21 protein-coding genes and 3 pseudogenes are annotated in these 26,012 nt (G+C 73.3%); 14 read left to right on the top strand and 10 right to left on the bottom strand.

Annotated features, from left to right (window positions below; translation table 11 throughout):
• Positions 1 to 1,189 (bottom strand): annotated as a pseudogene (locus tag C2142_RS34865) (glycoside hydrolase family 27 protein); the annotation flags it as partial.
• Positions 1,190 to 2,137: 948 nt separating this feature from the next.
• Here C2142_RS34865 and C2142_RS34860 point away from each other — a divergent pair.
• Together C2142_RS34860 and C2142_RS34855 are read left to right on the top strand one after the other, a co-directional pair.
• Positions 2,138 to 3,217 (top strand): alpha/beta fold hydrolase, encoded by a 1,080-nt coding sequence (locus tag C2142_RS34860; protein ID WP_148646857.1) that lies wholly within the window; start codon positions 2,138 to 2,140, stop codon positions 3,215 to 3,217.
• A gap of 232 nt (positions 3,218 to 3,449) precedes the next feature.
• Positions 3,450 to 4,109: a rhomboid-like protein gene (locus C2142_RS34855; protein ID WP_148646856.1), complete on the top strand. Its 660-nt coding sequence runs from the start codon at positions 3,450 to 3,452 to the stop codon at positions 4,107 to 4,109.
• Positions 4,110 to 4,384: 275 nt separating this feature from the next.
• Here the strand turns inward: C2142_RS34855 and C2142_RS34850 are convergent, their stop codons facing one another.
• A complete protein-coding gene (locus C2142_RS34850; protein ID WP_148646855.1) occupies positions 4,385 to 5,080 on the bottom strand; it encodes a DUF998 domain-containing protein in 696 nt (231 codons plus the stop codon).
• Between the two features lie 295 nt (positions 5,081 to 5,375).
• Here C2142_RS34850 and C2142_RS34845 point away from each other — a divergent pair, with 295 nt between their 5' ends.
• Both C2142_RS34845 and C2142_RS34840 read left to right on the top strand, forming a co-directional pair.
• The gene (locus tag C2142_RS34845) at positions 5,376 to 6,083 is read left to right on the top strand and encodes a hypothetical protein (RefSeq protein WP_148646854.1); all 708 of its coding nucleotides are present in this window, start codon (positions 5,376 to 5,378) and stop codon (positions 6,081 to 6,083) included.
• Positions 6,084 to 6,971: 888 nt separating this feature from the next.
• Positions 6,972 to 7,577, top strand: coding sequence for a DUF5134 domain-containing protein (locus C2142_RS34840; protein ID WP_148646853.1), 606 nt, complete (start codon positions 6,972 to 6,974; stop codon positions 7,575 to 7,577).
• Positions 7,578 to 7,953: 376 nt separating this feature from the next.
• Here the strand turns inward: C2142_RS34840 and C2142_RS34835 are convergent, their stop codons facing one another.
• On the bottom strand, positions 7,954 to 8,376 hold the full coding sequence (locus tag C2142_RS34835; RefSeq protein ID WP_148646852.1) for a hypothetical protein: 423 nt from the start codon (positions 8,374 to 8,376) through the stop codon (positions 7,954 to 7,956).
• Between the two features lie 208 nt (positions 8,377 to 8,584).
• Between C2142_RS34835 and C2142_RS34830 the strand changes: the two genes are divergently transcribed.
• The 3 genes from C2142_RS34830 (at position 8,585) to C2142_RS34820 (ending at position 12,800) form a co-directional block, all read left to right on the top strand.
• A complete protein-coding gene (locus C2142_RS34830) occupies positions 8,585 to 10,078 on the top strand; it encodes a tyrosinase family protein (RefSeq protein ID WP_148646851.1) in 1,494 nt (497 codons plus the stop codon).
• 210 nt (positions 10,079 to 10,288) lie between these two features.
• Entirely contained in the window at positions 10,289 to 11,494 is a 1,206-nt protein-coding gene (locus C2142_RS34825) for a CapA family protein (protein ID WP_148646850.1), read from the top strand.
• A 250-nt stretch (positions 11,495 to 11,744) separates the two neighbouring features.
• The gene (locus C2142_RS34820; protein WP_148646849.1) at positions 11,745 to 12,800 is read left to right on the top strand and encodes an NAD-dependent epimerase/dehydratase family protein; all 1,056 of its coding nucleotides are present in this window, start codon (positions 11,745 to 11,747) and stop codon (positions 12,798 to 12,800) included.
• On the opposite strand, the pseudogene C2142_RS34815 reads toward C2142_RS34820, so the two are convergent.
• Together C2142_RS34815 and C2142_RS34810 are read right to left on the bottom strand one after the other, a co-directional pair.
• Positions 12,801 to 14,023, bottom strand: a pseudogene (locus C2142_RS34815) (HAMP domain-containing sensor histidine kinase).
• A complete protein-coding gene (locus C2142_RS34810; protein WP_241002960.1) occupies positions 14,020 to 14,775 on the bottom strand; it encodes a response regulator transcription factor in 756 nt (251 codons plus the stop codon). Before C2142_RS34810 ends, C2142_RS34815 begins: the two are co-directional and overlap by 4 nt.
• 166 nt (positions 14,776 to 14,941) lie before the next feature.
• On the opposite strand from C2142_RS34810, the pseudogene C2142_RS40870 reads away from it, so the two are divergent.
• The 3 genes and pseudogenes from C2142_RS40870 to C2142_RS34800 all read left to right on the top strand — a co-directional run.
• Positions 14,942 to 15,634: pseudogene (locus C2142_RS40870) on the top strand (glycosyltransferase family 2 protein); the annotation flags it as partial.
• A 6-nt stretch (positions 15,635 to 15,640) separates the two neighbouring features.
• The gene (locus C2142_RS40865; protein ID WP_277347351.1) at positions 15,641 to 16,294 is read left to right on the top strand and encodes a DUF2064 domain-containing protein; all 654 of its coding nucleotides are present in this window, start codon (positions 15,641 to 15,643) and stop codon (positions 16,292 to 16,294) included.
• Positions 16,291 to 16,959, top strand: a complete 669-nt coding sequence (locus C2142_RS34800; protein ID WP_148646847.1) for a class I SAM-dependent methyltransferase — start codon at positions 16,291 to 16,293, stop codon at positions 16,957 to 16,959. The genes C2142_RS40865 and C2142_RS34800 overlap by 4 nt, the downstream gene beginning before the upstream one ends.
• Here the strand turns inward: C2142_RS34800 and C2142_RS34795 are convergent.
• From C2142_RS34795 to C2142_RS34785, 3 genes are all read right to left on the bottom strand, one after another.
• The gene (locus C2142_RS34795; RefSeq protein ID WP_148646846.1) at positions 16,909 to 17,598 is read right to left on the bottom strand and encodes a cytochrome b/b6 domain-containing protein; all 690 of its coding nucleotides are present in this window, start codon (positions 17,596 to 17,598) and stop codon (positions 16,909 to 16,911) included. The two genes, C2142_RS34800 and C2142_RS34795, sit on opposite strands and share 51 nt — an antisense overlap.
• The gene (locus C2142_RS34790) at positions 17,582 to 18,295 is read right to left on the bottom strand and encodes a molybdopterin-dependent oxidoreductase (protein WP_241002959.1); all 714 of its coding nucleotides are present in this window, start codon (positions 18,293 to 18,295) and stop codon (positions 17,582 to 17,584) included. The genes C2142_RS34795 and C2142_RS34790 overlap by 17 nt, the downstream gene beginning before the upstream one ends.
• Before the next feature lie 64 nt (positions 18,296 to 18,359).
• A complete protein-coding gene (locus C2142_RS34785) occupies positions 18,360 to 19,697 on the bottom strand; it encodes a glycosyltransferase 87 family protein (RefSeq protein WP_241002958.1) in 1,338 nt (445 codons plus the stop codon).
• A gap of 195 nt (positions 19,698 to 19,892) precedes the next feature.
• On the opposite strand from C2142_RS34785, the gene C2142_RS34780 reads away from it, so the two are divergent.
• On the top strand, positions 19,893 to 21,008 hold the full coding sequence (locus C2142_RS34780) for a molybdopterin-dependent oxidoreductase (RefSeq protein ID WP_241003327.1): 1,116 nt from the start codon (positions 19,893 to 19,895) through the stop codon (positions 21,006 to 21,008).
• Positions 21,005 to 21,475, top strand: a complete 471-nt coding sequence (locus tag C2142_RS34775) for a hypothetical protein (RefSeq protein WP_194235835.1) — start codon at positions 21,005 to 21,007, stop codon at positions 21,473 to 21,475. The genes C2142_RS34780 and C2142_RS34775 overlap by 4 nt, the downstream gene beginning before the upstream one ends.
• Here C2142_RS34775 and C2142_RS34770 read toward each other — a convergent pair.
• Complete coding sequence (locus C2142_RS34770; protein WP_148646843.1) at positions 21,441 to 22,298, bottom strand: S-methyl-5'-thioadenosine phosphorylase; 858 nt, start codon at positions 22,296 to 22,298, stop codon at positions 21,441 to 21,443. The two genes, C2142_RS34775 and C2142_RS34770, sit on opposite strands and share 35 nt — an antisense overlap.
• A 384-nt stretch (positions 22,299 to 22,682) precedes the next feature.
• Between C2142_RS34770 and C2142_RS34765 the strand changes: the two genes are divergently transcribed.
• Entirely contained in the window at positions 22,683 to 22,886 is a 204-nt protein-coding gene (locus C2142_RS34765; RefSeq protein WP_148646842.1) for a cold-shock protein, read from the top strand.
• Between the two features lie 372 nt (positions 22,887 to 23,258).
• Positions 23,259 to 24,794, top strand: coding sequence for a DEAD/DEAH box helicase (locus C2142_RS34760; RefSeq protein WP_148646841.1), 1,536 nt, complete (start codon positions 23,259 to 23,261; stop codon positions 24,792 to 24,794).
• Here the strand turns inward: C2142_RS34760 and C2142_RS34755 are convergent.
• On the bottom strand, positions 24,725 to 25,945 hold the full coding sequence (locus tag C2142_RS34755; RefSeq protein WP_148646840.1) for a zinc-binding dehydrogenase: 1,221 nt from the start codon (positions 25,943 to 25,945) through the stop codon (positions 24,725 to 24,727). The genes C2142_RS34760 and C2142_RS34755 overlap by 70 nt on opposite strands.
• Between the last annotated feature and the right edge of the window lie 67 nt (positions 25,946 to 26,012).

The following is a 26,012-nucleotide window of genomic DNA, read 5'->3' as shown; positions in this document are numbered from 1 at the left end:
CGGTGGTGCGCAGGTCGGCGCCGGAGATGAGCGGGGCGGCCATCATCGACAGGACGGACAGCTCGGTGCGCGACTCGTCGTCGGTGAACGGCTTGCTGCCCTTGTTGAAGTCGGTGACGCCCCAGATGCCGTTCACGTCCTGCCAGCCGGCGAACATCATGTCCATGTCGTTCCAGCTGCCGGGGTGGGCGTTGCCCGGGTACTTCAGGGCGGTCTGGAGCTGACCGTTGTAGAGCACGCCGTCCAGTTCGCTGTCCCGGTCCCCGCCGATCCGGCACAGGTTGGCGACCTGGCCGCACCACACGCCCGTGGGGTAGTAGCCGGCGGCCTGGTGCGGCTGGACGCCGGCGGCCACGATCAGCGGGTCGGTGCGGGCCGGGTCGTTGGCGTCCAGCAGGTACGGGATGCCGGTGTGCGCGGGCTGCGCGGAGAGACTGAGGGTCACCTTCGACCTGCCCGCGGCGGCGGTGGCCGCGTCCAGGGCCCGCTGGAAGGTCTGCGTCCGGGCGTAGATGGACTTGGTGAGCTCCTTGCCCTGACCCTGCGGGTAGTAGCTGTAGCCGTCGGGGCCGACGATGGTCGGGCCGTACGGGCAGTCGTCGTACTTGACGTAGTCGACGCCCCAGGCGACGAAGTCGTTCGCGTCGGTGCTCTCGTGGCCCAGGCTGCCGGGGTGACCCTGGCAGGTGGTGTAGGTGGCGGTGGCGTACAGGCCGAACTTCATGCCCTTGCTGTGCGCGTACCAGGCCAGGTACTGGATCCCGTTCACCGTCTGGCCGTTGACGGTCTGCGAGGGGAACCGGCCGGCGTCGGGGACCAGGTGGCCGCTGGTGGGGTCGTTGCCGGAGCCGTCGGTGCCGGAGACCGGGTTGCCGTAGTTGTCGTACAGCTGCATGCCGTTGTCGCGGTTCTTCGCGAAGTCCGCGCTCTGGCCGTCGCGGTGGCGCACCGACCAGCCGTCGTCGATGGTGACGGTGTTGTAGCCGGCCTGGACCAGGCCGTTGGCCGCCATGAAGTCGATGGTCTGCTTGACCTGGGTCTGGTTGACCTGGGTGCCCAGGCTGTTCCAGGAGTTCCACCCCATGGGCGGGGTCAGGGCGTTGCCGTTGCCGAGAGCGGCAGCCGGAGCGGCGGTGACGAGGGAGGTCGCGCCGAGGCCGGAGACGGCGAGGGCCATGGCGGCCAGCATGCCGGCGACGCGAGGTGGCGATGTGCGCATGTGGGGGCTTCCCGGGGGGAGTGAGTGGGCCGGGGCACGGGCAGCCCGAAGAACGGGCCGGCCACGGCTGGTTGAGGGTGGGTCGGCTCTGCGCCGTGGCACACCGAGGCATCGATCGGGAGATGCGGGGTGCGCACGGGAACTGCAGGAGCACCTCGGCGACAGCACTCGGAGAGTCGCCGCCGGCGAGGCACTGACGTGGGGGAATCACTGGACCGTCGATCTCGACGGCAGTGCAATACGATATTGCACACATCAGCAACTCACAAGACTCAACACAAAACCCCAAATTGACGCCGGTGCAGCCGCGCCAGGGGCGAGGCCGGAGGCCCCGGAGGCCCCGGAGGCGCGACTGGGCGCCGGCGCATCGAGGAACCCCGCACACCGGGCCGCGCGGCCGCCCGACCCCGATGACACACGTTTAGGAACGATCGTTCTTGACTGATCGTTCCTCAACTGCGTAGGGTCGCCTCATGGGTCGCCCGAGAGGATGTGACGACGCCGAAGTGGTCCGGTCGGCCACGGAACTGTTCGCCGGGCCGGGCCCATGACGACACCTTCATCGATGTTCCGGTCGCTCACCTCGGTGCGCACCGCAACAGCCCGTACAGGACTGACGGACCGGCGCTACGCCCACCTGGTCGTCGAGGTCTCCGATCCGCGTGCGGCGGTGGCACTCATCGAGCGTGCCCCGACGGTGAACCGAGTCCTGCGCGGCAGACGACCGAGCACCCGGACGCCGGAATTCCCACCGTCCACCATTCGTCGCCGCATGACCGTCAACTCCGCCGGTTTCAAGGCCGGTTGACACTCCTCCTGGTCACCCGTTCCCCGTTGTGGTGCCACCGGCACCGCGCCGGCCCATCAGCTCACCCCACCCATCCACGACCACCCGTCACTCACTCACTGGAGACACCCGTGAACTGGCACAGCCGGGCCCTTGCCGCCCTCGCAACCCTGATAGCCGCCACCACCGTCGGCACCACCACCAGCGCGGCCGAAACCCCGGACGTCCGCGGCGTCCTGCCGGCGATCGACCGCGAGGTGCAGTTCGACGCGGACGGCACCACCACGTACGCCACCGTCCACGTGCCCGCCCACCGCGCAGGCCACCGGATGGCCGCGGCCCTGCTCCTGCCCGGCAGCGGCCCCACCGACCGCGACGGCAACGAGCCGCCCGCGCTCACCCCCTCGACCCTGGCCCTCATCGCGGACGCCCTCGGCGGGGACGAGGTCATGACCCTGCGGTTCGACAAGTACGGCACGGGACGGACCGGCCTCGGCCAGTACCGCGACGACCCCGGCCGCATCGACATGGCCGCCCTCACCAGGCAGGCCGCCGCCGCGTACGGCGCGCTGCGAAGCCAGCCGGAGGCCGACCCGCACGCCCTGTTGATCGTGGGACACAGCGAGGGCGCTCTGCGTGCCCTCCTGGTCGCCCCGGTCGTGCGCCCGGAACCAGCCGGCCTCGCCCTGCTCGCGCCCCAGGACCAACGCATCCTGGACATCCTCGACTACCAACTCGCGGCCCAGATCGACCAGTACGTCGCAGCCGGCCTGCTCACCGCCGCACAGGGCGAAGCCAACAAGAAGGACACCTCCCGCGCCATCGCGGACTTCCGCGCGGGCCGTTCCGTGGACACCAGCGGCATCATCCCGCCGATCGCCACCACGCTGAACGACGGTTTCGGCCCACTGAAGGCCCGATACGTACGCACCGACGACGCCATCTACCCGCCCGACGCGGCCCGCCGCATCGCCCCCGGCACGCGAGTCGTCGTCACCTGCGGCACAGCGGACGCCAACGTCCCCTGCCGGACCACACCCCCGCTGGTCAACGCCCTTGCCGCCGCTCGCACCGGCGGCCCCGGGCTGAAGACCCTGTACGGCCTGGACCATCTCCTCCACCAGGCCGGTACACCGGTCAACACCAAGACCCTCGCCCCCGCAGCCCTCCGGGCGCTCCACGACTTCATCCGCCCGTGGAGCCGTCAGTGAACCCCTGAAGACACCGACGCCTCACCTCCACCCCGGACGCCCGCGACTGCTACCACCTGTCCGACCTGTCCAAGCTGTCCGACCGCTGAACCGGCCGGACGCCGACAGGGGCAGGGGCGCGACCGGAGAAGCGCAGGCGGCAGCATACGATCGGCGGGTGTCGGAGCGCACTGAATCCTCGTCATCGGCCTTGTCGGCCTCGGCCTCGGCGTCGCGCCCGGTAGTGGCCGGCATGCGTCCGACGCTTCCTCCGCTGCGACGCCTGGTCCGCAACCCGGCGTTCTGGTACGTGGCCGTGCTCACCGCGATGTGGCCGGTCCTGCGGCTGCTGCCTCCCGAGCGGGTGGTGGCGCTGCGGGAGTGGGCGTCGACCAACCTCGACAACCTGCGCCCGTGGCCGTCGGGTCACCCGGTCGAGTCACTGGTGGTGTCCGCGTTCGTGCCGCAGAACACCGTGTGGGTGTGGCCGGCGTTCGCGCTGTCCGCGTTCGCGGTGGTGTCGGTGCTCGGCGCCCGTCGCGCGGTGGCGGCACTGGCCCTCGCCCACGTGGCCGCGACCGGACTGACGGAGGCACTGGTGTGGTGGCGCATCGAGCACGGCTCGCTGCCGGCCACCGAGGCGCACGTACTGGACACCGGCCCGTCCTACGTCGTGGTGGCCGCGCTGGCCATGGCGACCGGGCTGGCCCGTCCGGTGTGGTCGCGGGCGGTGTGGCTGGTGATGCTGGCGGTCGCCGCCCCCGACCTGCTGTCCGGGATCGGGGACGGCGAGGTGTCCGCCGTCGGCCACGTGCTCGCCTTCACCGCCGGCCTCGCCATCGCGGGCGCCCACCGGCTCGGCCTCCCACCGGTGGCCCGCCGGCCCGCCCGCCTCGCGCCGCCCGGACCATGAACGCCGCACCGGCCGGGCCCTGACGCCGTGCGCAGCGCGGCGATGATGCGCAACGCACCGCCTGGGGCCGCGGGCGAGGCCGGTACGCGGGCCCGTGTTGGCCCGGGGCTACGAGCGTGTGGCCTCGCCGCCGGGCCGTGCGACCGGGAGGTCCGGATCCTCCCGGATCCTCCCGGGGCCGCGCCGATGCCCGCCCCGAGGCAGCTGAGGCCAAGGGCTTGCCGAGCAACACCTTGTTCCTCTGCAAGCCCTTAGGTGGCGGTGTCCGGCGCGGCCTAGGTGGCGGTGTCCGGCGCGGCCCGCGGCACGAAGGTGACGACGGCTTCGCTCTTCACCAACCAGGCCACCCCGAACGCGAGGACGGAGACCGCCTCGCCGGCGTACATCAAGGTCAGGGGCGAGTCCCAGGTGAGGTGGAGAACGTCTCCGGCGGCGACCACGACGACGCACGCCACGATCACCCAGCCGCAGACCAGGTACACCCAGTCGCGCGCGGCCCGCCGCCCGCCCGTGGACGGGGAATCCGCGAAGAGCTGGAGGCAGAAGTACGCGAGTACGCCGAACAGGCCTGCGGCGAAGCAGAGATGGAACGTGCCGATGGCTGTCTGCGCGGTGGTCGGGTGTGGTGTGACCGACGCCGGTGGCTCGGCGGGGAAGAGTGCCACCAGGATCGCCAGGACGCCGGCCACAGAACTCAGGCGGTCCTCCCGTCGGTCGTGGCGGTAGCAGATCAGGAAGACGCCGATCGCGCAGAGGCCACCGACGAAGACGTTGCGCATGTGGCTGTAGTACGACGCGCTCATCGAGCTGAGCAGGGCGATACGGGAGGAGGTGAGACTGTTGCCGACGGGCAGGACGATCGGCAGCAGCAGGCCGAGGACGCCGATGCCCAGGCGGAGGCGTCGCACGGTCTGCTCGTCCTGGGCCTGGTGGCCGGCTGAGGGGTGATCGACTGAGGGGTGATCGGACATGGAACGGCCCCCTTGACGCGCTGAGGCTGTCGGGCCGCGGGCGGCGAGGCCGGTGGGGCCGGCGCACCACCGGGCGGCGGTCGCTGCGGGTGTACCCGCCCAGCAGGGCCGGGAACCGGGTTCGCGCCGATCCGGTGGTCACGCTTGTGCAGCGGTGGTCCGCTTCCCGACACCCGGAGCCTGCGTCACACTGTGGCGGCGCGAGCAGGCAGGCGCACGGGCAGTCAAACGCATGGGCAGTCAGGCGCACAGGCAGTCAGACGTGCGACTGGTCAGCAACCGAACGGGGGGCGGCATGGCGCGGAGCCGGACGAAGAAGCAGAAGAGACCACTCGCCGAGGGCGTGGTGCGGCCACCTCGGCCCGCCGGCCGGAAGGGCGCCGGCAGGAGGCGCGCCGGGAACGACCGGCAACCGTCGCCCCGTACCGTCCGCCGGACGGCGCTCCTGACCGGGATATTCGCCCCGGTGCTGATGGTCGGGCTGCTGGCGATCGCCACCAACCCCGACTACAACGCCGTCGGCATGATCCTCGCCGTCCTGGTACTCATCGGGGCGCTCGGCGGGCTGGTGGTGGTACGAGCCAGCGGCTGGGTGCTCTGGCCCGGCGTCCTGCTGGGCATCCTCCTGATCGTCACACCTGTGAACAGCCTCCGTGCGGAGCTGATCGACCACCGCGGGACGGCGGCCGACGTGGTGATCACCTCGGCCCACCGCCAGAAGGACAGGAGCGGCCGGGTGAGCTGGACGTGCGGCATCCGCCGAGCCGACGGCCTGCCGCTGCCGCACGGCTCGTACGACGGCTCAGGCTGCTCGTCGGCGGCATCCGTCGGCACCACCATCACGGTCCTCGTCGACCCGGAGGGCTGGGCCCCGCCGGCCGCGACGAACGCGGAAGTCCCCTTCGTCGGAGGTGTCTACGTCGTGGGCGGGGTCGCCGCCCTCTGGGCCCTGCTCGTCCTGGGCGCCGCACGACGCACCCTCCGGGAGCACGGGAGGACGTGACCCCGGCCCCTCCCCCACGCGGGCGGTTGAGCACGTCCCCGAGGTGGCCCCGGTCCACGGAACCCCCACCCCCGAACCCCCGTCCCGGAGCCCCACCACCCGGTTCCCGGGCGCGCCGGTCCGTCGTGGGGCGGCGCGGACCCGGCCGGTGCACGATGGCTGGGCGTCGTGGCCGTGCCCGTAACGGCCACCGTCAGCCGGGAAGGTTCTGCCTGTCCGTGTCCCGCTCACGCGTCGTCGCCCGCGCTGCGACCGTCGCTCCGTCGGCCGCCGCCGTCGCGCTGACCACCACCGCGGCCCTCGCGCACGTCGAGGTCGAGTCTGCCGCAGAACGGCGTGGAGCCGGCACACCCGGCTCCGGTCCTGAAGCTCGCACCGGCGTCGCCCGGTGCCACATCGCTCGCCCCCTCCACGGCCGTGCCGACTACCGGCCCCACGAACACCGGCCCCACGAGCGCCGGCCCCACGAGCGCCGGCCCCACGAGCACTGCGGCCGCAGGCACCGCCACCCCGAGTGCCCCCGTCCGCGTCACCGAGCGTGCCGCCCGCCGACGCCGGTGAGGACGGCGGCTCGTCACCGACCGTCCCCATCGGCGTCGGCACCGGCATCGGCGTGCTCGCCGCTGCCGCCGGTGTCTGGTGGTGGCGGCGCGGACGGGCCGGGACTCCGCGGGCTGACCGGTCGCCGGGTCGCCGCGCGCTCGCCTGCGTGGTGCGCGCGGAGGCGGGCGTCGGCACCGGCCGGTCTCCCCGAGCGTCGTACGGCAGCCCGGCCTACCGTGGAAGGGGAGCCCACGGGGCGCTCACCAGGCGAAGGGCCCCCACGACGGCCTGATCGTCGCCCGGCTCCACCGGGGCCGGGGTGCGACCCGTGGAACGGGGGTTCCCGTGCATGAACCCGTGATCGCCACCGCCCTGCTGATCGCCCTGACCGGCTGCTGCACGGTCCACTGCGTTCTCGTCGTCGTGGGACGTGGCTGCCCGGACCGTCGGCTGGAGCCGGCCGAGATCGTCATGGCACTCGCCATGGCCGGGATGATGGCACCGGCGTTCGACCCTCTGTCACCCGTCCTGTGGGCGGCCCTGCTCACCGCTTCGGTGGCCTGGCCGACACTCCTCCTGGCGGGGCGGTTGGGCCGCCACCCCCGCTCGGCGTTCGCCGGCGCCTGGAGCCACTACCCCCACCACGTCCTCAGTGCGGGTGCGATGGCCGCGCTGGTGCTGTGCATGGCACCGGCGCACCAGCACGCCGGTGGCGGTGCCACCCACGAGAGCATCGGTTCCGCCGTACCGGAGTGGGCGCTGCTCGCCCTGGCCGCGTACTTCCTGGGCTACGTCGTCTGGGGCGCCGGCTCGTTCCTGCCGCGCCCGGCCGCCGGTGCCCGGCTCACCCGCGCCGACGGCCCGGCTGTCCTGACCTCGTCCGGGCTGGTCGCCGCGCGGCGGACGGTGATGGCGATGGGCATGTTCTACATGCTGCTCGCCATGAGCTGACGGCGGATCGGCCGACGGTGGGCCGGGGACGCCGGCACCCCGCCGCAGGCGCCGCGCCGGTGCCGGTACAACCGGGTCAAGGGCGTCGACTGTTCGTCAGTTGTGGCACCCCGCCGTTTTGGTCACTCCCTGTTGCCGCAGCCGTGGGAACGGAGGGTGACCGCCGACGCGCCCGGCCCGGCTCCCCGCGCGCCCCACGGCACCCCGGCCTACCTTGGAGAACGGGAGTACTGCCACCGGAACGGGGGTTCCCGTGCAAGAGCCCGCGATCGACACCGCCCGGCCTGGCGCACCGACCGACCGGCGCGCGCGGCCCACAGGGCCGAGCGCCCTGTGGGCCGTCCTGATCGCCGCGGCGGGCCGTGAGTCGACCGGGTTACGCGTCGTCGCGCCGCACCGCGAGGAAGCTCGCGGTCTGTCCGGCGGGCGCGCCCCCGTGGGGCTCCGCCCGCAGCACCGTCCCGGCGAGGACCATCCGCTGGTCGACTCCGGTCTCCCAGTGGCGCAGGATGACGCCGTCGTACTCGTAGTGGAAGTCCGCGATGGGCGGCCGACCCCGGCCGCTCAGGGTGAACGAGACGCGGGACGAGGCCGATGCCCGTCCGGTCATATCCATGACGATCAACGGTTGCTCGCCCGGATCCGAGAGGATCAGCTCACCGCTGACGGCGCCGTCCGGTGCGGCCACCAGCTTCAGCTCCGCCTGTGCGAACCGGAGCTTGTTGAAGTCGTCGACGGGATCCGGCAGCTCAAGGAAGCTCCGGTAGGTGTACGTCCCGGTCAACTCGTTGACGTTCATTTCGTCCCTCCTGGACTAGGTGAGGCAGATCGAGCACCTCGCTCCAGGGTCCTGCGGCCGGACCGCTCCGCCAGCGCTGCGCGTCCGGATAGCGCGCATGGTTCACCCTCCCGAACGCTTGTAGACGAAACACCTTTGGGGCGGTCGTCGCCGCCGGTACGAATCCGGGGCGCCCGACGAGGGCGTCCCACCCAAACCTAGGAGTGACATGTCGAACGGTACGTTCGTGCGACGAGACGCGAGCAAGATGGACGACTGGGATCCGGTGCTGTACTGGTACGCCCGGGCCGTGGGGCGGTTGCAGCAGCGGCCCCTCACCGACCCGACCAGCTGGGTGTTCCAGGGATGCATCCACGGCGTCCCGCCCACCGTCACGGAGGAGAACGAGGCCTTCACCCAGTGCCCGCACGGCGGCTGGTTCTTCCTGCCGTGGCACCGGGGCTACCTCTGGTATTTCGAGCGGATCATCCGGGCGGCCATCAAGGAGATCGCCGCCGAGGAGAACATCACTCCCGACCCCTCCACGACCTGGGCCCTGCCCTACTGGGACTACGCCCTGGACGCACCCACCAAGACCCGACCCAAGACCTTCACCTCGCGCGCGCTGCCGGCGGCCTTCCGCAGCCCGAAGATGCCGGACCGCCCGGGCGGCACCAACCTCACGGTCGCCAACCCGCTCTTCCTCCGGGACGACTTCGACCCGACGAGCGAGGACGAATTCTGGGAGACCCCGCACCGCAGCCTGGGCACGAACGGCGCCAAGGAGGTCCTCCCCTACTCGGACGTCAATCCCTTCAGGGCGATGAGCGAGACGATCTTCGCCGCCACGAAGAGCCAGGGGCAGTCGATCCAGCCGACCTTCGGCAGCGAGATCACCTACAGCGACATGCCCCACTTCCAGCCCGCCTTCGGCGACCTGGAGGACGTCCCGCACAACCAGGTGCACGGCGGTGTGGGCGGCTGGATGGGCCGGGTGGAGGGCTCCCCCCGTGATCCGATCTTCTGGCTGCACCACTCCAACCTCGACCGGCTCTGGTCGGGCTGGCTGGACAAGGGCAACCACAACCCGGACCACGCGTCCTGGCTTGACCGCGAGTACATCTTCTTCGACGAGACCGGGCAGCAGAAGCGGCCCTCCACCGAGGCGGTCCTGAAGGATGCGCAGGACTACGGTTACGAGTCGCTGACCGACGGGGCGGGCACCCGCCGGGTGTTCGTACCGCCGCCCCCGGCCCCGAAGGCGGGCCAACAGGTCCTGGCAAGCGTCCCTGTCGGCAACCCCAGGCAGCTGCTCAACGCCCAGGCGCCGACCACGGTGTCCCTGGCGCCGAGCGGCGTCGCGGGGGCCATGAGCTCGGTCGCCGCCAGCGACAAGCCGCAGACCAACCTCATCCTCACCGTGCACGACGTGCACTCCGAGCTGCCGCCCGGGACGCCGTTCCACGTCTTCCTCAACGGCCCCAGCGGCGACCTCGACCCGGAAGGCCCCTACTTCGTCGGCTGGATCTCGTTCTTCGGGATGGCCGGCGCCGGCGGGCACGACGCGAGTTACGACGTCACCGAGCAGGTCCAACGGCTGACGGAACAGGGGCTGCTGCCGCCGAACGGTCCGCTCACCGTCTCGATCGTGCCGTCCATTCCGCAGCCGGTGACGGCCGGCCCGAAGCCCAGCTTCGGGAACGTCAGCCTCACCAGCATCTGAGGCGCATCCGCACTGCGGGTGGCCGACCGCCGAGGGCGCCCCCGTCGCCTGCTCCGGCCCGGCCGGAGCAGGCCCGGCCGCCCGGTAAACCCGGGCCGGCCGTCGGGCGGACGCGTGACCGGGGGTGACCTCCTGGCGTGGGTCCGAGGGTGCGCGGCCGGGCCGTCGCATAGTCGGAGGGTTGGTCCTACCTTCCGACTGTGAGACGAGATGACCATGCGTCCGATCCGCCCGCCGGCCGTCGCGGCGGCCGTCACCCTGCTCCTCGCGTCCGCCGGCTGCGGTGCCCCGGGCGCACCGCCGCCGGTGGAGAGCGGTAGCCCCACGTCCACCGCGTCCCCGGCCCGGGGCGCCGCGTCGCCGACCGGGCCGCGGGCGTTCACCCTGGTCGCCACCGGCGACGTCCTGCCGCACACCGAGATCATCCAGCAGGCCAAGGAGGACGCGGGCGGGGACGGGTACGACTTCAGCCGGATGCTCGCCGGTGTCAAACCGCTGATCAGCGGCGCGGACCTGGCCATCTGTCACATGGAGACGGTCTACGGCGCCGACGGCGGGCCGTTCACCGGTTACCCGGCGTTCAAGTCGCCGCCCCAGGTCGCCCGCGCCCTCAAGGAGGCCGGCTACACCTCCTGCGACACCGCTTCCAACCACACCCTCGACGACGGCCCGGCCGGCATCCGGCGCACGCTCGACGCCATGGACGCCGTCGGCCTGGCGCACACCGGTTCGGCCCGCGACGCGGCCGAGGCCGGGAGGCCCGCGCTGCTCCGGGCCGGCGGCGCCACCGTGGCCCAGCTCGCCTACACGTACGGCACCAACGGCATCCCGCTGCCGGCGGGCCGGCCCTGGGCGGTGAACCTGATCGACCGGGACCGGATCCTCGCCGACGCGCGCGCCGCCCGGCAGGCCGGCGCGGACCTCGTGGTGGTCAGCATCCACTGGGGCACCGAATGGCAGGACACGCCGAACGAGCAGCAGCTCACCCTGGCCCGCGAGCTGGCCGCGGGACAGGACGGGGCCCGGGCCGACATCGACCTGATCCTCGGCACCCACGCCCACGTCCCCCAGGCGTACGAGAAGGTCAACGAGACCTGGACGGTGTACGGCCTCGGCGACCAGCTCGCCGGGCACATGTTCACGTACGACGGTGCCGAGGACCCGCGGGGCAACTGGAGCTCGATCGCCCGGTTCACCTTCGCCCCGCCGCCCGCACCGGGGCAGCGGTGGACGGTCGCCCGGGCCGAGTTCGTGCCGCAGGTGACGGACCTCGGCCCGCCGTACCGCGTCCTCGACCTGCGCGAGGCCGCCCGCCGCGATCCCGCCCGGGCCGACTACGCCCGGGCCCTGGAGCACATCAGCTCGATGGTGCTCAGCCGGGGCGCCGCCGCGGCGGGACTGACCATGGCCCCCTGAAACGGCCCCCGTCGCGGCGGCCACGAGGACGGCCACGAGGACGGCCAGCCGCGTGCCGGTCCTCCGCGTCCGGCGGGGTGACCGGACCCGCGCGGCTGGACCGCGCGGAGCGAATCCGACGGAACCGCTTCGACGTCCAAGGGCGTACTCCGCCTTCCCGACCGCGACTTGGCACGCCCGCCTTACGGATTGCTGACACCGTCGCAGCGCGGCGGTCCACGGGGCGGCTCGACCGGTAGCGTCCCCGGTCATGAGGATTCTGGTCACCGGCGGCGCCGGGTTCATCGGTTCGGCTGTGGTGCGCGCCCTGGTCGTGGCGGGCCATGAGGTCCGGGTGCTGGACGCGCTGCTGCCCGCGGTCCACCCTTCGGGGTCGGCTCCCGACCTGCCGGCCGACGTCGAGTTCCGGCACGGCGACGTCCGGGACGCGCAGACGGTGGAGCGGGCCCTCGCCGGGGTGGACGCGGTCTGCCACCAGGCGGCGATGGTCGGCCTCGGTCTCGACCTCGACGACGCGCCCGAGTACGTCGGTTGCAACGACCTCGGCACGGCGGTGCTGCTCTCCGCGATGGCACGCGCAGGGGTGCGGAACCTGGTGCTGGCCGGATCGATGGTGATCTACGGCGAGGGCCGGTACGCGTGCCCGGAACACGGGAGCGTGACGCCCGGTCCACGGCGCCCGGACGATCTCGACGCCGGCCGGTTCGAACCGCCCTGCCCGGCGTGCGGCGAGCCGCTTCGGCCGGGCCTGGTGGCGGAGGACGCACCGGGCGACCCCCGCAACGTGTACGCCGCGACCAAGCTCGCCCAGGAGCACCTGGCCGCCGCCTGGGCCCGCGCGTGCGACGGGTCCGTCCTGGCACTGCGCTACCACAACGTCTACGGCCCGGGCATGCCGCGGGACACCCCGTACGCCGGGGTGGCCTCGCTGTTCCGTTCGGCGCTCGCCCGCGGCGAGGCTCCACGGGTGTTCGAGGACGGCGGCCAGCGCCGGGACTTCGTCCACGTCGACGACGTCGCGGCGGCGAACCTGGCCGCGCTGGAGGACGTCCGCGGCCGGTTGCCGGGCCGCACCCGGGCGTACAACGTCGGCAGTGGGGAGGTGCGCACGGTCGGCGAGATGGCCCGGGCGCTGGCCGACGCCTACGGCGGGCCGGCCCCGGTGGTGACCGGGCAGTACCGGCTCGGGGACGTCCGGCACGTCACCGCCGACTCCTCCCGGCTGCGGGCCGAGCTGGGCTGGCGGGCCCGGGTGCCGTTCCGTGCGGGGATGGCCGAGTTCGCCGCCGCGCCCCTGCGGGCCTGACTACCCGCGCGCGGCCGGGAGCGCGATCTCGAAGCAGCAGCCTCCGGTGACGTTGTGCACCCGGGCACGCCCGGCGTGCGCCTCGACGATGCCGCGGACGATGGCCAGGCCGAGCCCGGCGCCGCTGTCCCCGCCTTCGCCGGGATCCCGCCGCGGCGTGCGGGCGGTGCTGCCGCGCCAGCCGGTCTCGAACACGCGGGAGAGGTCCTGTTCCGGGATGCCGCCGCAGCCGTCGGTGACCGAGAGGACCACCTCGTCCACCTCCCGACGGGCGGAGACGGCGACGACGCCGTCCTCGGGCGTCGAGCGGATCGCGTTGACCAGGAGGTTGCCGAGCACCCGGGTGATCTCGCGGCTGTCGACCTCGACCGGCTCGGCGGCGACCTGACGGCCCTCCAGGCGGACACCCCGCTGGCGGGCCAGGGGGTGGGCACCGGCCAGTGCGTCGTCGACCAGGTCGTAGACGGAGACCCGGGACACCGAGAGGGACAGCGCGCCGGCCTGGATGCGGGAGAGCTCGAAGAGGTCGTCGACCATCCCGGTGAGCCGCTCGACCTCGGTGCGGATCCGCTTGAGGTAGTGCCCGGGCTCGTCGACGACGCCGTCCTCCAACGCCTCCGCCATGGCGCGCAGCCCGGCGAGGGGGGTGCGCAGGTCGTGGGAGATCCAGGCGATCAGCTCGCGCCGCGAGGCGTCCAGTGCCTGCGCCCGGGCGCGGGACTCGGCGAGCCGGGCGCTGGTGGAGCTCCTCGCGATCAGCTCAGCTCGCGCCGCGAGGCGTCCAGTGCCTGCGCCCGGGCGCGGGACTCGGCGAGCCGGGCGCTGGTGGCGGCGAGCTCCTCGCTGAGCTGGGCGAGTTCGAGCCCGAGGGGGTGCTCCGGTGCGGTGAAGCCGGTGTCGCTCCCGACGGTACGGGCGGCTGCGGTCAGGGCGCGGCTGCCGGCCACGACCTGGCGTCCGAGGAGCGCGGCCGTGAGCAGCGAGACGACCGAGGCCATGCCGAGGACGGTTATCACCACGCCGAGGTCGTGTCCGGACAGGAACATCGCCTGGGCGACGGCGAACGTCCCGGAGGTGACGGCGAGGACGGTGACGACGGCGACGCAGAAGAGCGAGAGCGCCATCGAGCGGCGGCGCAGCAGTCGCACGGCCGCCCATCCGAGCAGGCCGGCGCCGGTGGCGCCGAGCCCCGCGAACAGGGCGATCAGCAGCAGGTCCTTCACGCCGGGCCGTCCTTCTCGTCCGTCACCGGGTCGTAGCGGTAGCCGACGCCCCAGACCGTGGTGATCAGCGTCGGTACGGCGGGGTCGTCCTCGATCTTCTCGCGCAGCCGCCGGACGTGGACCGTGACGGTGGAGAGGTCCCCGAAGTCCCAGCCCCAGACCCGCTGCATCAGCTCCTGGCGGGGGAAGACCGTCCGGGGGTACCGAAGGAGGAACGCGAGAAGGTCGAACTCCCGGAGTGTGAGCGCGAGTTCACGTCCTCCGCGGTGGGCCCGGCGTGCCTGCGGGTCGAGCACGATGTCCCCGGATGCCAGCGGTCCGGGGGACGGCGTCGTGGGAGCGGCGGCGCGGGAGCGGCGCAGGACGGACTGGACGCGCAGGACGAGCTCCCTCGGGCTGAAGGGCTTGGTGACGTAGTCGTCCGCGCCCAGTTCCAGGCCGAGGATGCGGTCGGCCTCGTCTCCCTTGGCGGTGAGCATGACCACTGGGAGGTCGGCGCCGTCCTCGGTGGCGCGCAGCCTGCGCAGGATTTCCAGGCCGTCGATCCCGGGGAGCATGAGGTCCAGGACCAGGAGGTCGGGGCGGTGGGCGCGGGCCAGGTCGAGGCCCTGGTTGCCGTCGCAGGCCCGGTCGACGTGGTGGCCGGCCCGGGTGAGGTAGCCGGCGACGACCTCGCCCACGGTGAGGTCGTCGTCGATCACCAGGATGCGGGCGGGGTCCGGTGGTGCGGCGGAAGCGGGGCTGTCGTTCACCTCGCCGAGGATACGAGCCGCGGCCGTGGCCGGGTGCCGCGCCGGGTTCGACGTTCGCGTTCCGTAAGATCGCGGCTCCGACGGTACGTCGGCCCGCCGCCGGTGGGCCGACGTAGGACTTTCGTAAGGGCGCGGTTCGGCCGCCACGTGTCCGCCCGCGCTTAGCGTGGCCGACGTGATCGATTCGATTCCCCCTCTTCCGCCGTGCGCCGATGTGATCCTGCCGTGCCTCGACGAGGCCGAGGCCCTGAGCTGGGTGCTGGGGCGTGTGCCCGTGGGCTGGCGCGCGATCGTCGTCGACAACGGTTCCCGTGACGGCTCGGCCGGGCTGGCGCGCTCGCTGGGCGCGACGGTCGTCGAGGAGCCGCGGCGCGGCTTCGGCGCCGCGTGCCACGCCGGGCTGCTCGCCGCGACCGCCGAGCTGGTCTGCTTCATGGACTGCGACGGCTCGCTGGATCCCGCCCAGCTGCCGAGGGTCGCCGGGCCCGTCCTCGCCGGCTCGGCGGACCTGGTGCTCGGCCGGCGCCGCCCCTCGACCGCCGGGGCGTGGCCGTTGCACGCCCGCCTGGCCAATGCGGCCCTGGCCCGCCGGCTGCGGGCGAGGACGGGGGCGGCACTGCACGATCTCGGGCCGATGCGGGCCGCCCGCCGTGACCGGCTGCTGGCGCTGGGCCTGGGCGACCGTCGCTCCGGCTACCCCCTGGAGATGGTGCTCTCCGCGTCGGCCGCCGGGATGCGGATCGCCGAGACGCCCGTCGACTACCTGCCGCGCACGGGTCGTTCCAAGGTCACCGGCACCGTGCGCGGCACCCGGCAGGCCGTCCGTGACATGCGGGCCGTGCTGGCCGCGCCGGCCTCGACCCTGATGGTGATCGCCAAGTCGCCGGTCCCGGGGCGCGTGAAGACCCGCCTCACCCCGCCCTGCACGCCCGAGCAGGCGGCGGCGCTGGCCGAGGCCGCCCTCACCGACACCCTCACCGCCCTCTCCCGAATGCCGGCCGGACGGCGGCTGCTCGTCCTGGACGGCGCCGTCGGCGCCTGGCTGCCCCCCGGCTGGCAGGTCGTGCCGCAGTCGGACGGCGGGCTGGACGAGCGGCTCGCGGCGGCCTTCGCGGCGGCCGCCGTTCTCGCGCCGGACGCACCCGCCCTGCTGGTCGGCATGGACACCCCGCAGGTGGACGCCGCACTCCTCGCCGAGTCCTTGTCGCCCGCCCGGCGCACCGGCGTCGACGCCTGGTACGGCCCGGCCGGCGACGGCGGGTTCTGGGCGCTCGGGCTGGCCAGGCCCACCGAGCGGCTGGCCCGCCGGCTGCTCCTGGGCCTGCCGATGTCCACACCGGACACCGGACAGGCCCTGCTCGACCGGCTGGTGGCGGAGAACCTGACGATCAGCCGTCTCCCGGTGGTCACCGACGTGGACACCATCCGGGATGCGCGTCACGTCGCCGCCGAGGCTCCGGCGGGCAGGTTCGCGGCGTGCCTCCGATCGATCGAGACCGCCCGGGAGGTGACGGGGTGACCGTCGCTGCCGAGGCGTGGGTGGACGACCCGTTCGCCGAGGCCGTCCGCGCCGGCCGGGGCCCGCTGTGGCTGCGGGGCGAGGGCGGCCAGCGGATCCCGCTCGATGTCGAACGCTGGTGCGCACCCGCCGCCGGGGCGGATCACGGGCTGCTGCTGCGCTGCACCCTGCTGGCCGCGCCGGTGGTGGACCTCGGGTGCGGCCCCGGCCGCCTCGTCGCGGCCCTGCTGGGTCTGGGCGTGCCGGCGATGGGCGTCGACGTCACCGGAGCGGCGGTGGACCGGACCAGGAGCCTCGGCGGGCCCGCCCTGCGCCGGTCGGTGTTCGACCGGCTCCCCGCGGAGGGCCGTTGGGGTGGCGCGCTGCTCGCCGACGGCAATCTCGGTATCGGCGGCGACCCGGGGCTGTTGCTCGGCCGGAGCGCCGAACTCCTCGCTCCGGGTGGCGTGTTGCTGGTCGAGGTGGAGCCGGGGGAGATCGACGAACGGATCACCGTCCGGGTCGAGGGCGCCGACGGGCGGGTCGGGCCGCCGTTCGCCTGGGCCCGTAGTGGTGCGGCGGCCACCGCTCGTCGTGCCGGTCAGGCCGGGCTCGTCGAGACCGAGCGTTGGTCCTCACACGGCCGCCGCTTCCTCGCCTTCCGGAAAGTGGTCCGTCCCCGCTGACGAGGCGTGCTGCCGGCGCTGCTCCTCCGCCCCCGCAGGGTTGCCGTCGGGCCACTGCGGGTGCTCCCGCGCGGCCCAGCCGCGGTCGACCAGCCCGGTCCGCATTCCGCGCCGGGCCTCGGGGTCCCGCAGGGCCAGTCGAACGTGCCCGGCGGTCACCACGGCGATGGCCGCGGCGAGCCAGTCGTGGACGAAGGTCGCGCCGGTCCGCCAGGCCGGCGGCGCCAGGTGGGTGAGCCACATCAGCAGGCCCGTACCGAGGATCACCAGCATCGCCCCGAGCGTCCACTGGGCGTAGAGCTTCTGCCCGGCGTTGAACTTCCCCGCCGGCCGGTGCGCCGCGCGTGCCCACGTCGCCCGCAGCCACTGCCGGTCCACGGGATGGAACCGGCTCAGCCTCGACACGTCCGCGCGGACCGCGCGGAAGGCCAGTCCGGACAGCAGCGGTGCCGGCAGCGCCAGGCCGCACCACACGTGCACGGTGACGACGAGCCTTCGGCGCCCGACCAGTTCGGCCAGCGGCGGAACGTAGAGGCAGGCGGCAGTGGCCAGGCAGGTCAGCATCAGGGCGGCGGTGGCGCGGTGCACCCAGCGCTCGGCCCGGGTGAAGCGGAGGACGAGGTCAGACGGTCGGTGCATCGTCACGTCCGTTCGAGCGGCCGACCCAGGCGTCGACGTCGTAGCCGTTCTGCTCCCAGTAACCCGGCTCCACCGTGCCGGTGACGGTGATCCCGGACAGCCACTTGGCCGACTTGTAGAAGTACATCGGCGCCACGTAAAGGCGTACCGGCCCGCCGTGGGAGTGGGAGATCGGGGCGTCCTGGAGCTTGAGCGCGACCACCACGTCGTCACGCCGGGCCTGCTCCAGGGTGAGGCTCTCGGTGTACTCGCCGTCGAAGCAGCTGAACCGCACCGCTCCGGCGCCCGCCGTGACGCCGGCGGCGTCGAGCAGGTGGGCCAGCGGCACGCCCTCGAACGGGGTGTTCGGCACCCGCCAGCCGGTCACGCACTGCACGTCCCGCACGATCCGGCGCTGGGGCATCGCCTGGAGGTCGGCCAGGCGGTAGCTGCCGGGGCGTTCCACCAGTCCGTCCACCGTCAGGGTGTACGTGTCCGGGCCCCGGGTCGGGACCGAGGAGACCACGGAGTAGTACCGGAAGCCGCCTCCTCCCGGCAGCAGGCCGGTGAGACCCGTCGGGTCCTTGCCGGCCACCGTGTCCTGGGCCCTCTGAAGGTACGGGCCGGCCGCGACCCCCACCGCGCCGAGCCCGAGCAGCCCCAGCACCACGCGGCGGCCGACCGGCGTTCCCCGGCCCTCGTCGATCTGTTCGCTCACGCCGCCGATTCGACCAGCCGAGGGGCGAAAGGGCCAGGGCCGGCGCCGGTACGTCAGACTTCCGTCACTTCTCGCCGCCCGCCACCACGGCCGGCCGGCCCGCGGAGCGCTGCCGCAGCAGCGGGACCAGGAGGACGACGCACAGCGCCGCCCCGTAGGCGAGTTGCTGCGCTGCCTGGCCTCCCGTCAGGTAGAGCGCCTGCCCGGCGGCCGGGACGGCCAGCCACTCCCAGCGGCCGTCGAGGGCGACCAGCGCGACCACCAGGAGCCCGTACCACGGGTAGGCGGGCGCAACGAGCAGCAGGGCCGTGCCCGTCACCATGAGCGCGCCGGCCCACGGCCGGTGCCGGTCGCCCCGGCGCAGCACCCGGACCGCCACCACCGCCAGGACCAGCGCCGCCGCCCACGGTACGAGGCGGTCCGGAAGCACCAGCCGCAGCAGTCCGAACCGGTCGATGTGCCCCTGCTCGTAGCCCTCCTCCCGCAGGTAGCCCGGCAGGTAGCCCAGCACGGAGGTGCCGGAGGCCACCACGTACGGGAGGTAGGACAGTGCGAAGGCGCCGAGCGCGGATCCGACGAGCAGGACGTCGTCGCGGGTCGGGCGCCGGGCCAGTAGACCCGACAGCGCGCCGGGAAGGGCGAGGGCCGGCAGCAGCTTGGCCGCGGCCGCGCCGCCCAGGAGGAGTCCCCCGCGGACGGCGCGCCCCCGTGCCGCGCAGCCGAGCCCGGCGACCGTCAGCAGCGCGCCGAGCGTGTCCACGTGCGCGTCGTTGACGGCCCACACCGTCATGCCGGGGAACCACCCCCACAGCGCGGCCCGCCACGCCTCCCGCCCGAGCCCCAGCAGGAGCCCGGTGGTCGCCACCGCCAGCACCGCCCCGCCGGCCTGCACCCCACGGACCCCGCGGCCGGACGGGTGCACCAGGACGAACCACGCCTGCGCCACCGGCGGGTAGATGGTGTGCACGGCCGGCCGGTTGATCCGGGTGCAGTCCCCGGCCGTGGTGCGTCGCTCGTCCCACCCCGCGCACCCGTCGCCCACCGGGAAGAGCCCCGGGTCGCGCAGCCGTGCCAGCGCCGGATCGTCCGGGGTGTGCGCGTAGGGCGAGATCCCGGCCGCCTGGACCCGGCCGTCCCAGACGTAGCGGTAGGCGTCGTCGCTGGTGCGCGGTGGCGCCAGGAGCCCGACGGCGGCCACGGCGATGCTGCCGGCCAGGACCAGCGGCACGGCCTGTCGGCGGGGCACCTTGCGCAGCAGTGGCACCGCGACGGCGAAGAGGGCGACGTCGAGGAGGTACCAGCCGTGGAGCGGCAGGGCTCCGCTCCGGGAGATGGTCAGCGCCAGGGCGGTGACCAGGGTGGCGAGAGCGAGGAGGCAGGGTGGGACGGCGCGGGAGGTCACGTCGCCCACCCTTCCACCGGCGGGGGCGGGCGGACCGCTCGGCGAGGCCGGCGTTCGCATTCCGTAAGCACGTCGGAGCACCGGCGGGACGTGCCGGGGCGCTTCGATGGACGCGTGGACACCGAACCCGCCGACTCCGGCACTCCTTCCGCCCGCCGCCGCTACGACCCGCCGCTGCCCGCTCCCCCGGCGTTCCTGCGGCGCGGGCCGTTGCGCGAGGGGGCGTTCACCTCACCGCTGCACGAGCCGCGGACCGTGGTCGTCGTCGGCCGCTGGCTGGGCGCGGCCCTCCTGGTCTGCTTCCTGACCGGTCTGGCCAGCCATCTGCTCCAGGACCCGCCCGGATGGCTCGCGCCGCACCTGCCCGCACGGCCGGTGCACGGCTACCGGATCACCCAGGGCCTGCACGTGATCAGCGGCCTGGCCGCGATCCCGCTGGCCGGAGCGAAACTGTGGGCGGTCTACCCACGGCTGTTCGAGTGGCCGCCGGCGCGCAGCGTGCTGCACGCCCTGGAGCGGCTCGGCATCGCACTCCTCGTGGCGGCCGTCCTGCTGGAGCTGTTCACCGGCCTGCTGAACACCCTGCAGTGGTACCCGTGGCCGTTCCCCTTCCGGCAGACCCACTTCTGGCTGGGCTGGCTGGCGACCGGAGGACTGCTGGTCCACCTCTGCGTCAAGGCACCCCTCATCGCCTCCGCCTGGTGGCGCCGGACCGCTCCGGCCCTGGCGCAGCGCCGGGCGTTCCTCACGGCGACCGCCGCCGCCACCGGCGCCGTCACCCTCGTCACCGCCGGACAGACCGTGCCGTGGCTGCGTTCCCTGGACCTGCTGGCCCCGCGCCGCCCCGATCTCGGCCCCCAGGGGCTGCCGGTGAACCGCACCGCCGCCCAGGCCGGGACGGTCACCGTGCCCGCCGACTGGCGGCTCCGGGTGGACGGCCCGCAGCCGTACGAACTCACCCTCGCCGACCTGGGTGAACTGCCCCAGTACGAGGTGGAGTTGCCCATCTCCTGCGTGGAGGGCTGGAGCGCCTCGGCCCGGTGGACCGGGGTCCGGGTGGCCGACCTGGTGCGGCGGGCGGGAGCCCCGCCCGGCTCGGCGGTGCGGGTCACCTCGCTGGAGGCCGAGGGACCGTACCGGGTGACGGAGATGCCGGCGCCGTACGTCGACGATCCGCTCAGCCTGCTCGCCCTGCGGGTCAACGGCGACGTCCTGGCCGCGGACCACGGATTCCCCGCGCGCGTCATCGCGCCGAACCGCCCCGGTGTCCTGCAGACCAAGTGGGTCGCGCACATCGAGGTGATCGCATGATCACCGTGGTCCGCGGTCTGCTGCTCGCGGCCGGGCTCGCCCTGATCGGCTACGGCCTCTACGGGCTGCTCGGCGACCCGTACATCACCGACCCGCTGGGCATCCTGGTCTGGGCGTTCGGCGGGCTGGTGATCCACGACGGGCTGTGGGTGCCGCTGGTGTGCCTGCTGGGCGCGTTCCTGGTGCGCGGGCCCGTGCTGCGCGGCTGGCTGGTCGTCGCGGCGGCCGTCACCGCCGTCGGCCTGCCCGCCGTGCTGCGCGCCGACGACGACCACGGCAACCCGTCGGTGCTGCCGCTGCCCTACCTGCGCAACTGGCTGCTGGTACTGGCCGCCACCGCCGGCGTCGCGCTGCTGGTCGCGTTCGTCGGGCGGTGGCGGCACCGGGATCGGGACCGGGACCGGGACCGGGACCGGGACCGGGACCGGGCCGTCAGGCGCCGGCGACCCCGGGAAGACCGGTCGTGAGACCGTCCAGGGCGTGCGGGCAGGTGCACTCGCGCACGAGCGGCAGCCGCTCCAGTGCCTTGAACAGCACGACGCGCAACCGGTCGACGTTGCGGGCGAACTCCTTGAGGACCTCGCCGTGGGTGACGCCCTCGCCGCTCTCCACCCCGGCGTCGAGATCGGTCACCAGGGCCACCGAGGTGTAGCAGAGCCCGAGTTCACGGGCGAGGACGGCCTCAGGGTGGCCGGTCATGCCGACCACCGACCAGCCGTTGGCGGTGAACCAGCGGGACTCGGCGCGGGTGGAGAAGCGCGGGCCCTCGATCACCACGAGCGTGCCGCCGTCGGCCGGCTCCCAGGCCGCCTCCCGGGCGGCCTCCATCACCGCGCGCCGCCCCGCCGGGCAGTACGGGTCGGCCATCGACACGTGCACGACCTCCGGAACCGTGCCGTCCGGAAGCGGCAGCCCGTCGTAGAAGGTCTGCACCCGCCCCGAGGTCCGGTCCACGAACTGGTCGGGGACGAGCAGGGTGCCCGGCCCGTACTCCGGGCGCAGCCCGCCGACCGCGCACGGCGCCACCACCTGCCGCACGCCCAGGGTGTGCAGCGCCCACAGGTTGGCGCGGTAGCCGATCCGGTGCGGGGGCACCCGGTGGCCGCGTCCGTGCCGGGGCAGGAAGGCGACCCGGCGACCGGCCACCTCACCCACGAACAGCGCGTCGCTCGGTTCGCCGTACGGGGTGTCCACCCGCACCTCCGTCACATCGTCCAGCAGCTCGTAGAGTCCGGAGCCGCCGATCACGGCCACCTCGGCGCTCGGCAGGACGTCCTGGTCGGCCGTCATCGCGGTCCACCCTTCTTCTCGGGAACAACCTCCCGGCAACTGTAGGAACGGTCCCTGCCGGAACCAGGGCACCGGGCCTTACGAATCACGAACGTCCCTCGCACCGCACGCGTGGCGCCGGTGCCGAGGACCGCCACCACCCGGCCGACGGCCCCGGGGGGAGGTTTTCCTGAAACCGGCGCCGGAATATCCACCGTTTCGGTCCCGGGCCTGCTAGAGTCGTTCTAGTTGCAGTAGTGGTTCCCATGAACTTTGTGTGCGCCTGCTGATGTATTCGCAGGCGCATTTTTGTTTCCCGGCTCTTCCCCGGGCGGGCGCTCATCGCGGCGACTGGAAGCCCGCACTGTGCGTGCTTCGGACAGCATTTGAAGGAGATTGTTTTTTATGGCTACCGGCACCGTGAAGTGGTTCAACGCGGAAAAGGGCTTCGGCTTCATCGAGCAGGAGGGTGGCGGCCCGGACGTGTTCGCCCACTACTCGAACATCAACGCCCAGGGCTTCCGTGAGCTGCTCGAGGGCCAGAAGGTCGAGTTCGACGTCACGCAGGGCCAGAAGGGCCCGCAGGCCGAGAACATCCGCCCGCTGTAGTTCTCCTGCCACGGCATACGCCCAGCAGTGAGGGGCCCGCACCGCGTACATGATGCCCGGTGCGGGCCCCTCGGCGTTGCACCACGACGCGTCCCCGGCCGTTGAGGCCCCCTGGCTCCGCCACCGGTGGCCATCCCCCACGCGAGACGCACAGCGCCGCGTCCGGATCTGCGCCCTGCCGTGACAGTTCACGGTTCGAGTTCTTCGCTCCCGCTCCTTTCGGTGAGCGCCGACCGTAGGTGACGACGTGCCGCACGGTTCTACCGTCCACGCTCCGCCCGTCACACTCCGGCCCGTTCCCTTGCGGTCTCCGCCGGCGCACCGCGCCACGGAGCCTTCCTCGTGACGTGCCGCCCTGAGGAAGGTTTTCCCATGGAACGCTCCAGTCGCTCCTCCTACCAGAACGCCAACTCCCGGTCCGGCGCAGGCTCCCGCTCCGGCGGCAGCTCCTTCTACGGCTCCCGGCCGGCCGGTGGCCGGCGCTCCCCCAACGGGGGTGGCCGCCAGGGTTCCCCCTCGCTGGGGGAGTTCGCGATGCCGGTGAGCAGCACCCCGGCGCTGCCGGCCGTCGAGTCCTTCGACGAGCTGGACATGCCGAAGGCGCTGCTGACGGTGCTGACCCGGCACGGCGTCACCTCGCCGTTCCCGATCCAGGCCGCGACGCTCCCGAACTCGCTGGCCGGCCGCGACGTCCTCGGACGAGGCCGCACCGGTTCCGGCAAGACCATCGCGTTCGGCCTCGCCGTGCTGGCCCGCACCGCCGGGCGGAAGGCCGAGCCCCGCCGCCCGCTGGCCCTGGTCCTGGTCCCCACCCGCGAGCTGGCACAGCAGGTCACCGAAGCCCTCACCCCCTACGCCCACGCGGTGCGTCTGCGGATGGCGACCGTGGTCGGCGGGGTGTCGATCGGCCGCCAGGCACAGGCGCTCAACCGCGGGGCGGAGGTCGTGGTGGCCACCCCCGGCCGGCTCAAGGACCTGATCCAGCGCGGCGACTGCCGGCTGGACGAGGTCGACGTCACCGTCCTCGACGAGGCCGACCAGATGGCCGACATGGGCTTCCTGCCGCAGGTCACCGAGCTCCTCGAACAGGTCGCCGACGGCGGCCAGACGATGCTGTTCTCCGCCACCCTGGACCGCAACGTCGACCGCCTCGTGCGGCGCTTCCTGGAGGACCCGGTCACGCACTCGGTGGACCCGTCCGCGGCGGCGGTCAGCACCATGGAGCACCACGTGCTGCAGGTGCAGAACTTCGACAAGGACGCCACGATCGCGCACATCGCCTCCCGTGACGGCGGAGTGATCATGTTCATCGACACCAAGCACGGCGCGGACCGCCTGGTCGAGGACCTGCTCGCGAGCGGGGTGAAGGCCGCGGCCCTCCACGGGGGCAAGTCCCAGCCGCAGCGCACCCGCACCCTGGAACAGTTCCGCACCGGCCAGGTGACCGCACTGATCGCGACCAACGTCGCCGCCCGGGGCATCCACGTCGACGGGCTCGACCTGGTCGTCAACCTGGACCCGCCGGGCGACCACAAGGACTACCTGCACCGGGGCGGGCGCACGGCCCGGGCCGGCGGGTCCGGCACCGTCGTCACGCTCGTCCTGCCCAACCAGCGCCGCGCGATGGCCCGCATGATGACCACGGCCGGCATCACCCCCGTCACCACCAGGGTCCTCGCCGGCGACGAGGAGCTCGCCCGCATCACCGGCGCCCGCGTGCCCACCGGCGTGCCCGTCGTCATCCCCGACCCCGTCGTCGAACGACCGCGCCGCGGCGCTGCCACGAACCGTGGCCGCCGCAGCCGCCCCGCCCGGATCAGCGGCGACTCCCGGGCGGCCTACGGCCGCGACGACCAGGGCTCCTCCGGCCGCCGCCGGGCGCCCGGGCGCGCCGCCCTCGCCGCGTAGCACCCCAGCGGGCCCGGGCCACCGCACGGACCGGGCCCGCACAGTTCGCCCAGGGACCCTGACCGGTCCCGAGGTGCCGACGGTGGCGTTGAGGGCGGGTGGGGGCGGCGATGCGGCGCCGGGCCCTGTGGAGGTGCCGCCGGCTTGCGGACTCGGTGATGCGGACGGGTCAGTCGAGAACGACGGCCATCTTTACCCTGGGCCTGGCCGGCCTCCATCACCCGGTGGGCTTCGACGATCTCGTCGAAGCGGAAGATCCGGGTGGGGCGGGCTCGAAGGCCGCCGGCCTCGACCTGGACGTAGATCTCGTCCAGCGGAACGCCCGAGAGGGGGAAGGCGGGGGTTCCCAGGACGAAGGCGCTGCCGAAGAAGCTGAGTTGGACGCCGCTGGGCAGATCGGCGATCGGGTCGAAGTCAGCCACCGGTGAGAATCCACCGAGGAAGCCGATCTGGCAGACCCGGCCGCGCGGCCCGACCGTGCTCAGAGAGTCGCGAAGCACCGTGTTGCCGACGATGTCGAGCAGCGCGTCGACGGAGAGGCCCCTGCGTTCGACCTCCGCGGCCAGCCGCCCGTCGTCGATCAGCACGTCGGAGGCTCCGAGTTCCTTGAGCAGCGGCGCGTGTGCCGGATTGCGGGTGGTGGCGAGCACCGTTGCGCCCTGGTGGACGGCGAGGTTGACGGCGGCCTGCCCGAGGGATGAGGTCGCGCCCCGGACCAGCAGTGTCTCCCCGGCTTTGAGGGCGAGGTTGCCGTGCAGGGCGCTGTACGCCGTGGCGTACACCTCGGGCACTGCGGCCAGGTCGGCCCACGGCAGACGCGAGTTCACGGCCACCACGTTGGTCGCGGGGACGGTCACGAGTTCCGCGTAGCTGCCGTTGCGGGTCCGTCCCATGCCGCCGAGGATCGCCACCACCTTCGTCCCGACGGGGAGTTCACCCGAGGGGTCGGCCTCGACGAGACCGGCGCACTCGATCCCGGGGACGGCGGCCACCTGACCCCAGGCGCCGCTTCGCATGTACGCCTCCGCGTGATTGAGGCCGAACGCCTTGACCCTGATGAGGACCTCGCCGGTGGCGGCCACCGGGTCGGGCAGCTCCGTGACCGTGAGGACCTCGGGGCCGCCGTGGGCGGATATGACAATGGCCTTCATGTCCGAACCTCGTTCTTGAGTAGTCATTCAACTATCGGGCCGACGAAAGGGCCACCGCGCACGGTGG

The sequence above is a fragment of the Streptomyces sp. CB01881 genome (assembly GCF_002953255.1).
Taxonomy (GTDB): domain Bacteria; phylum Actinomycetota; class Actinomycetes; order Streptomycetales; family Streptomycetaceae; genus Kitasatospora.
The sequence above is the reverse complement of the archived record's forward strand: the minus strand, read 5'-3'. Positions and strand labels throughout refer to the sequence as shown.

Excerpts from the sequence above, each read along its gene's own strand:
- C2142_RS34855 (WP_148646856.1), top strand. The coding sequence starts at position 3,450 with ATGCGTCCGACGCTTCCTCCGCTGCGACGCCTGGTCCGCAACCCGGCG.
- C2142_RS34850 (WP_148646855.1), bottom strand. The coding sequence starts at position 5,080 with ATGTCCGATCACCCCTCAGTCGATCACCCCTCAGCCGGCCACCAGGCC.
- C2142_RS34845 (WP_148646854.1), top strand. The coding sequence starts at position 5,376 with ATGGCGCGGAGCCGGACGAAGAAGCAGAAGAGACCACTCGCCGAGGGC.
- C2142_RS34835 (WP_148646852.1), bottom strand. The coding sequence starts at position 8,376 with ATGAACGTCAACGAGTTGACCGGGACGTACACCTACCGGAGCTTCCTT.
- C2142_RS34830 (WP_148646851.1), top strand. The coding sequence starts at position 8,585 with ATGTCGAACGGTACGTTCGTGCGACGAGACGCGAGCAAGATGGACGAC.
- C2142_RS34825 (WP_148646850.1), top strand. The coding sequence starts at position 10,289 with ATGACCATGCGTCCGATCCGCCCGCCGGCCGTCGCGGCGGCCGTCACC.
- C2142_RS34820 (WP_148646849.1), top strand. The coding sequence starts at position 11,745 with ATGAGGATTCTGGTCACCGGCGGCGCCGGGTTCATCGGTTCGGCTGTG.
- C2142_RS40865 (WP_277347351.1), top strand. The coding sequence starts at position 15,641 with ATGGTGATCGCCAAGTCGCCGGTCCCGGGGCGCGTGAAGACCCGCCTC.
- C2142_RS34795 (WP_148646846.1), bottom strand. The coding sequence starts at position 17,598 with ATGCACCGACCGTCTGACCTCGTCCTCCGCTTCACCCGGGCCGAGCGC.
- C2142_RS34775 (WP_194235835.1), top strand. The coding sequence starts at position 21,005 with ATGATCACCGTGGTCCGCGGTCTGCTGCTCGCGGCCGGGCTCGCCCTG.
- C2142_RS34770 (WP_148646843.1), bottom strand. The coding sequence starts at position 22,298 with ATGACGGCCGACCAGGACGTCCTGCCGAGCGCCGAGGTGGCCGTGATC.
- C2142_RS34765 (WP_148646842.1), top strand. The coding sequence starts at position 22,683 with ATGGCTACCGGCACCGTGAAGTGGTTCAACGCGGAAAAGGGCTTCGGC.
- C2142_RS34760 (WP_148646841.1), top strand. The coding sequence starts at position 23,259 with ATGGAACGCTCCAGTCGCTCCTCCTACCAGAACGCCAACTCCCGGTCC.
- C2142_RS34755 (WP_148646840.1), bottom strand. The coding sequence starts at position 25,945 with ATGAAGGCCATTGTCATATCCGCCCACGGCGGCCCCGAGGTCCTCACG.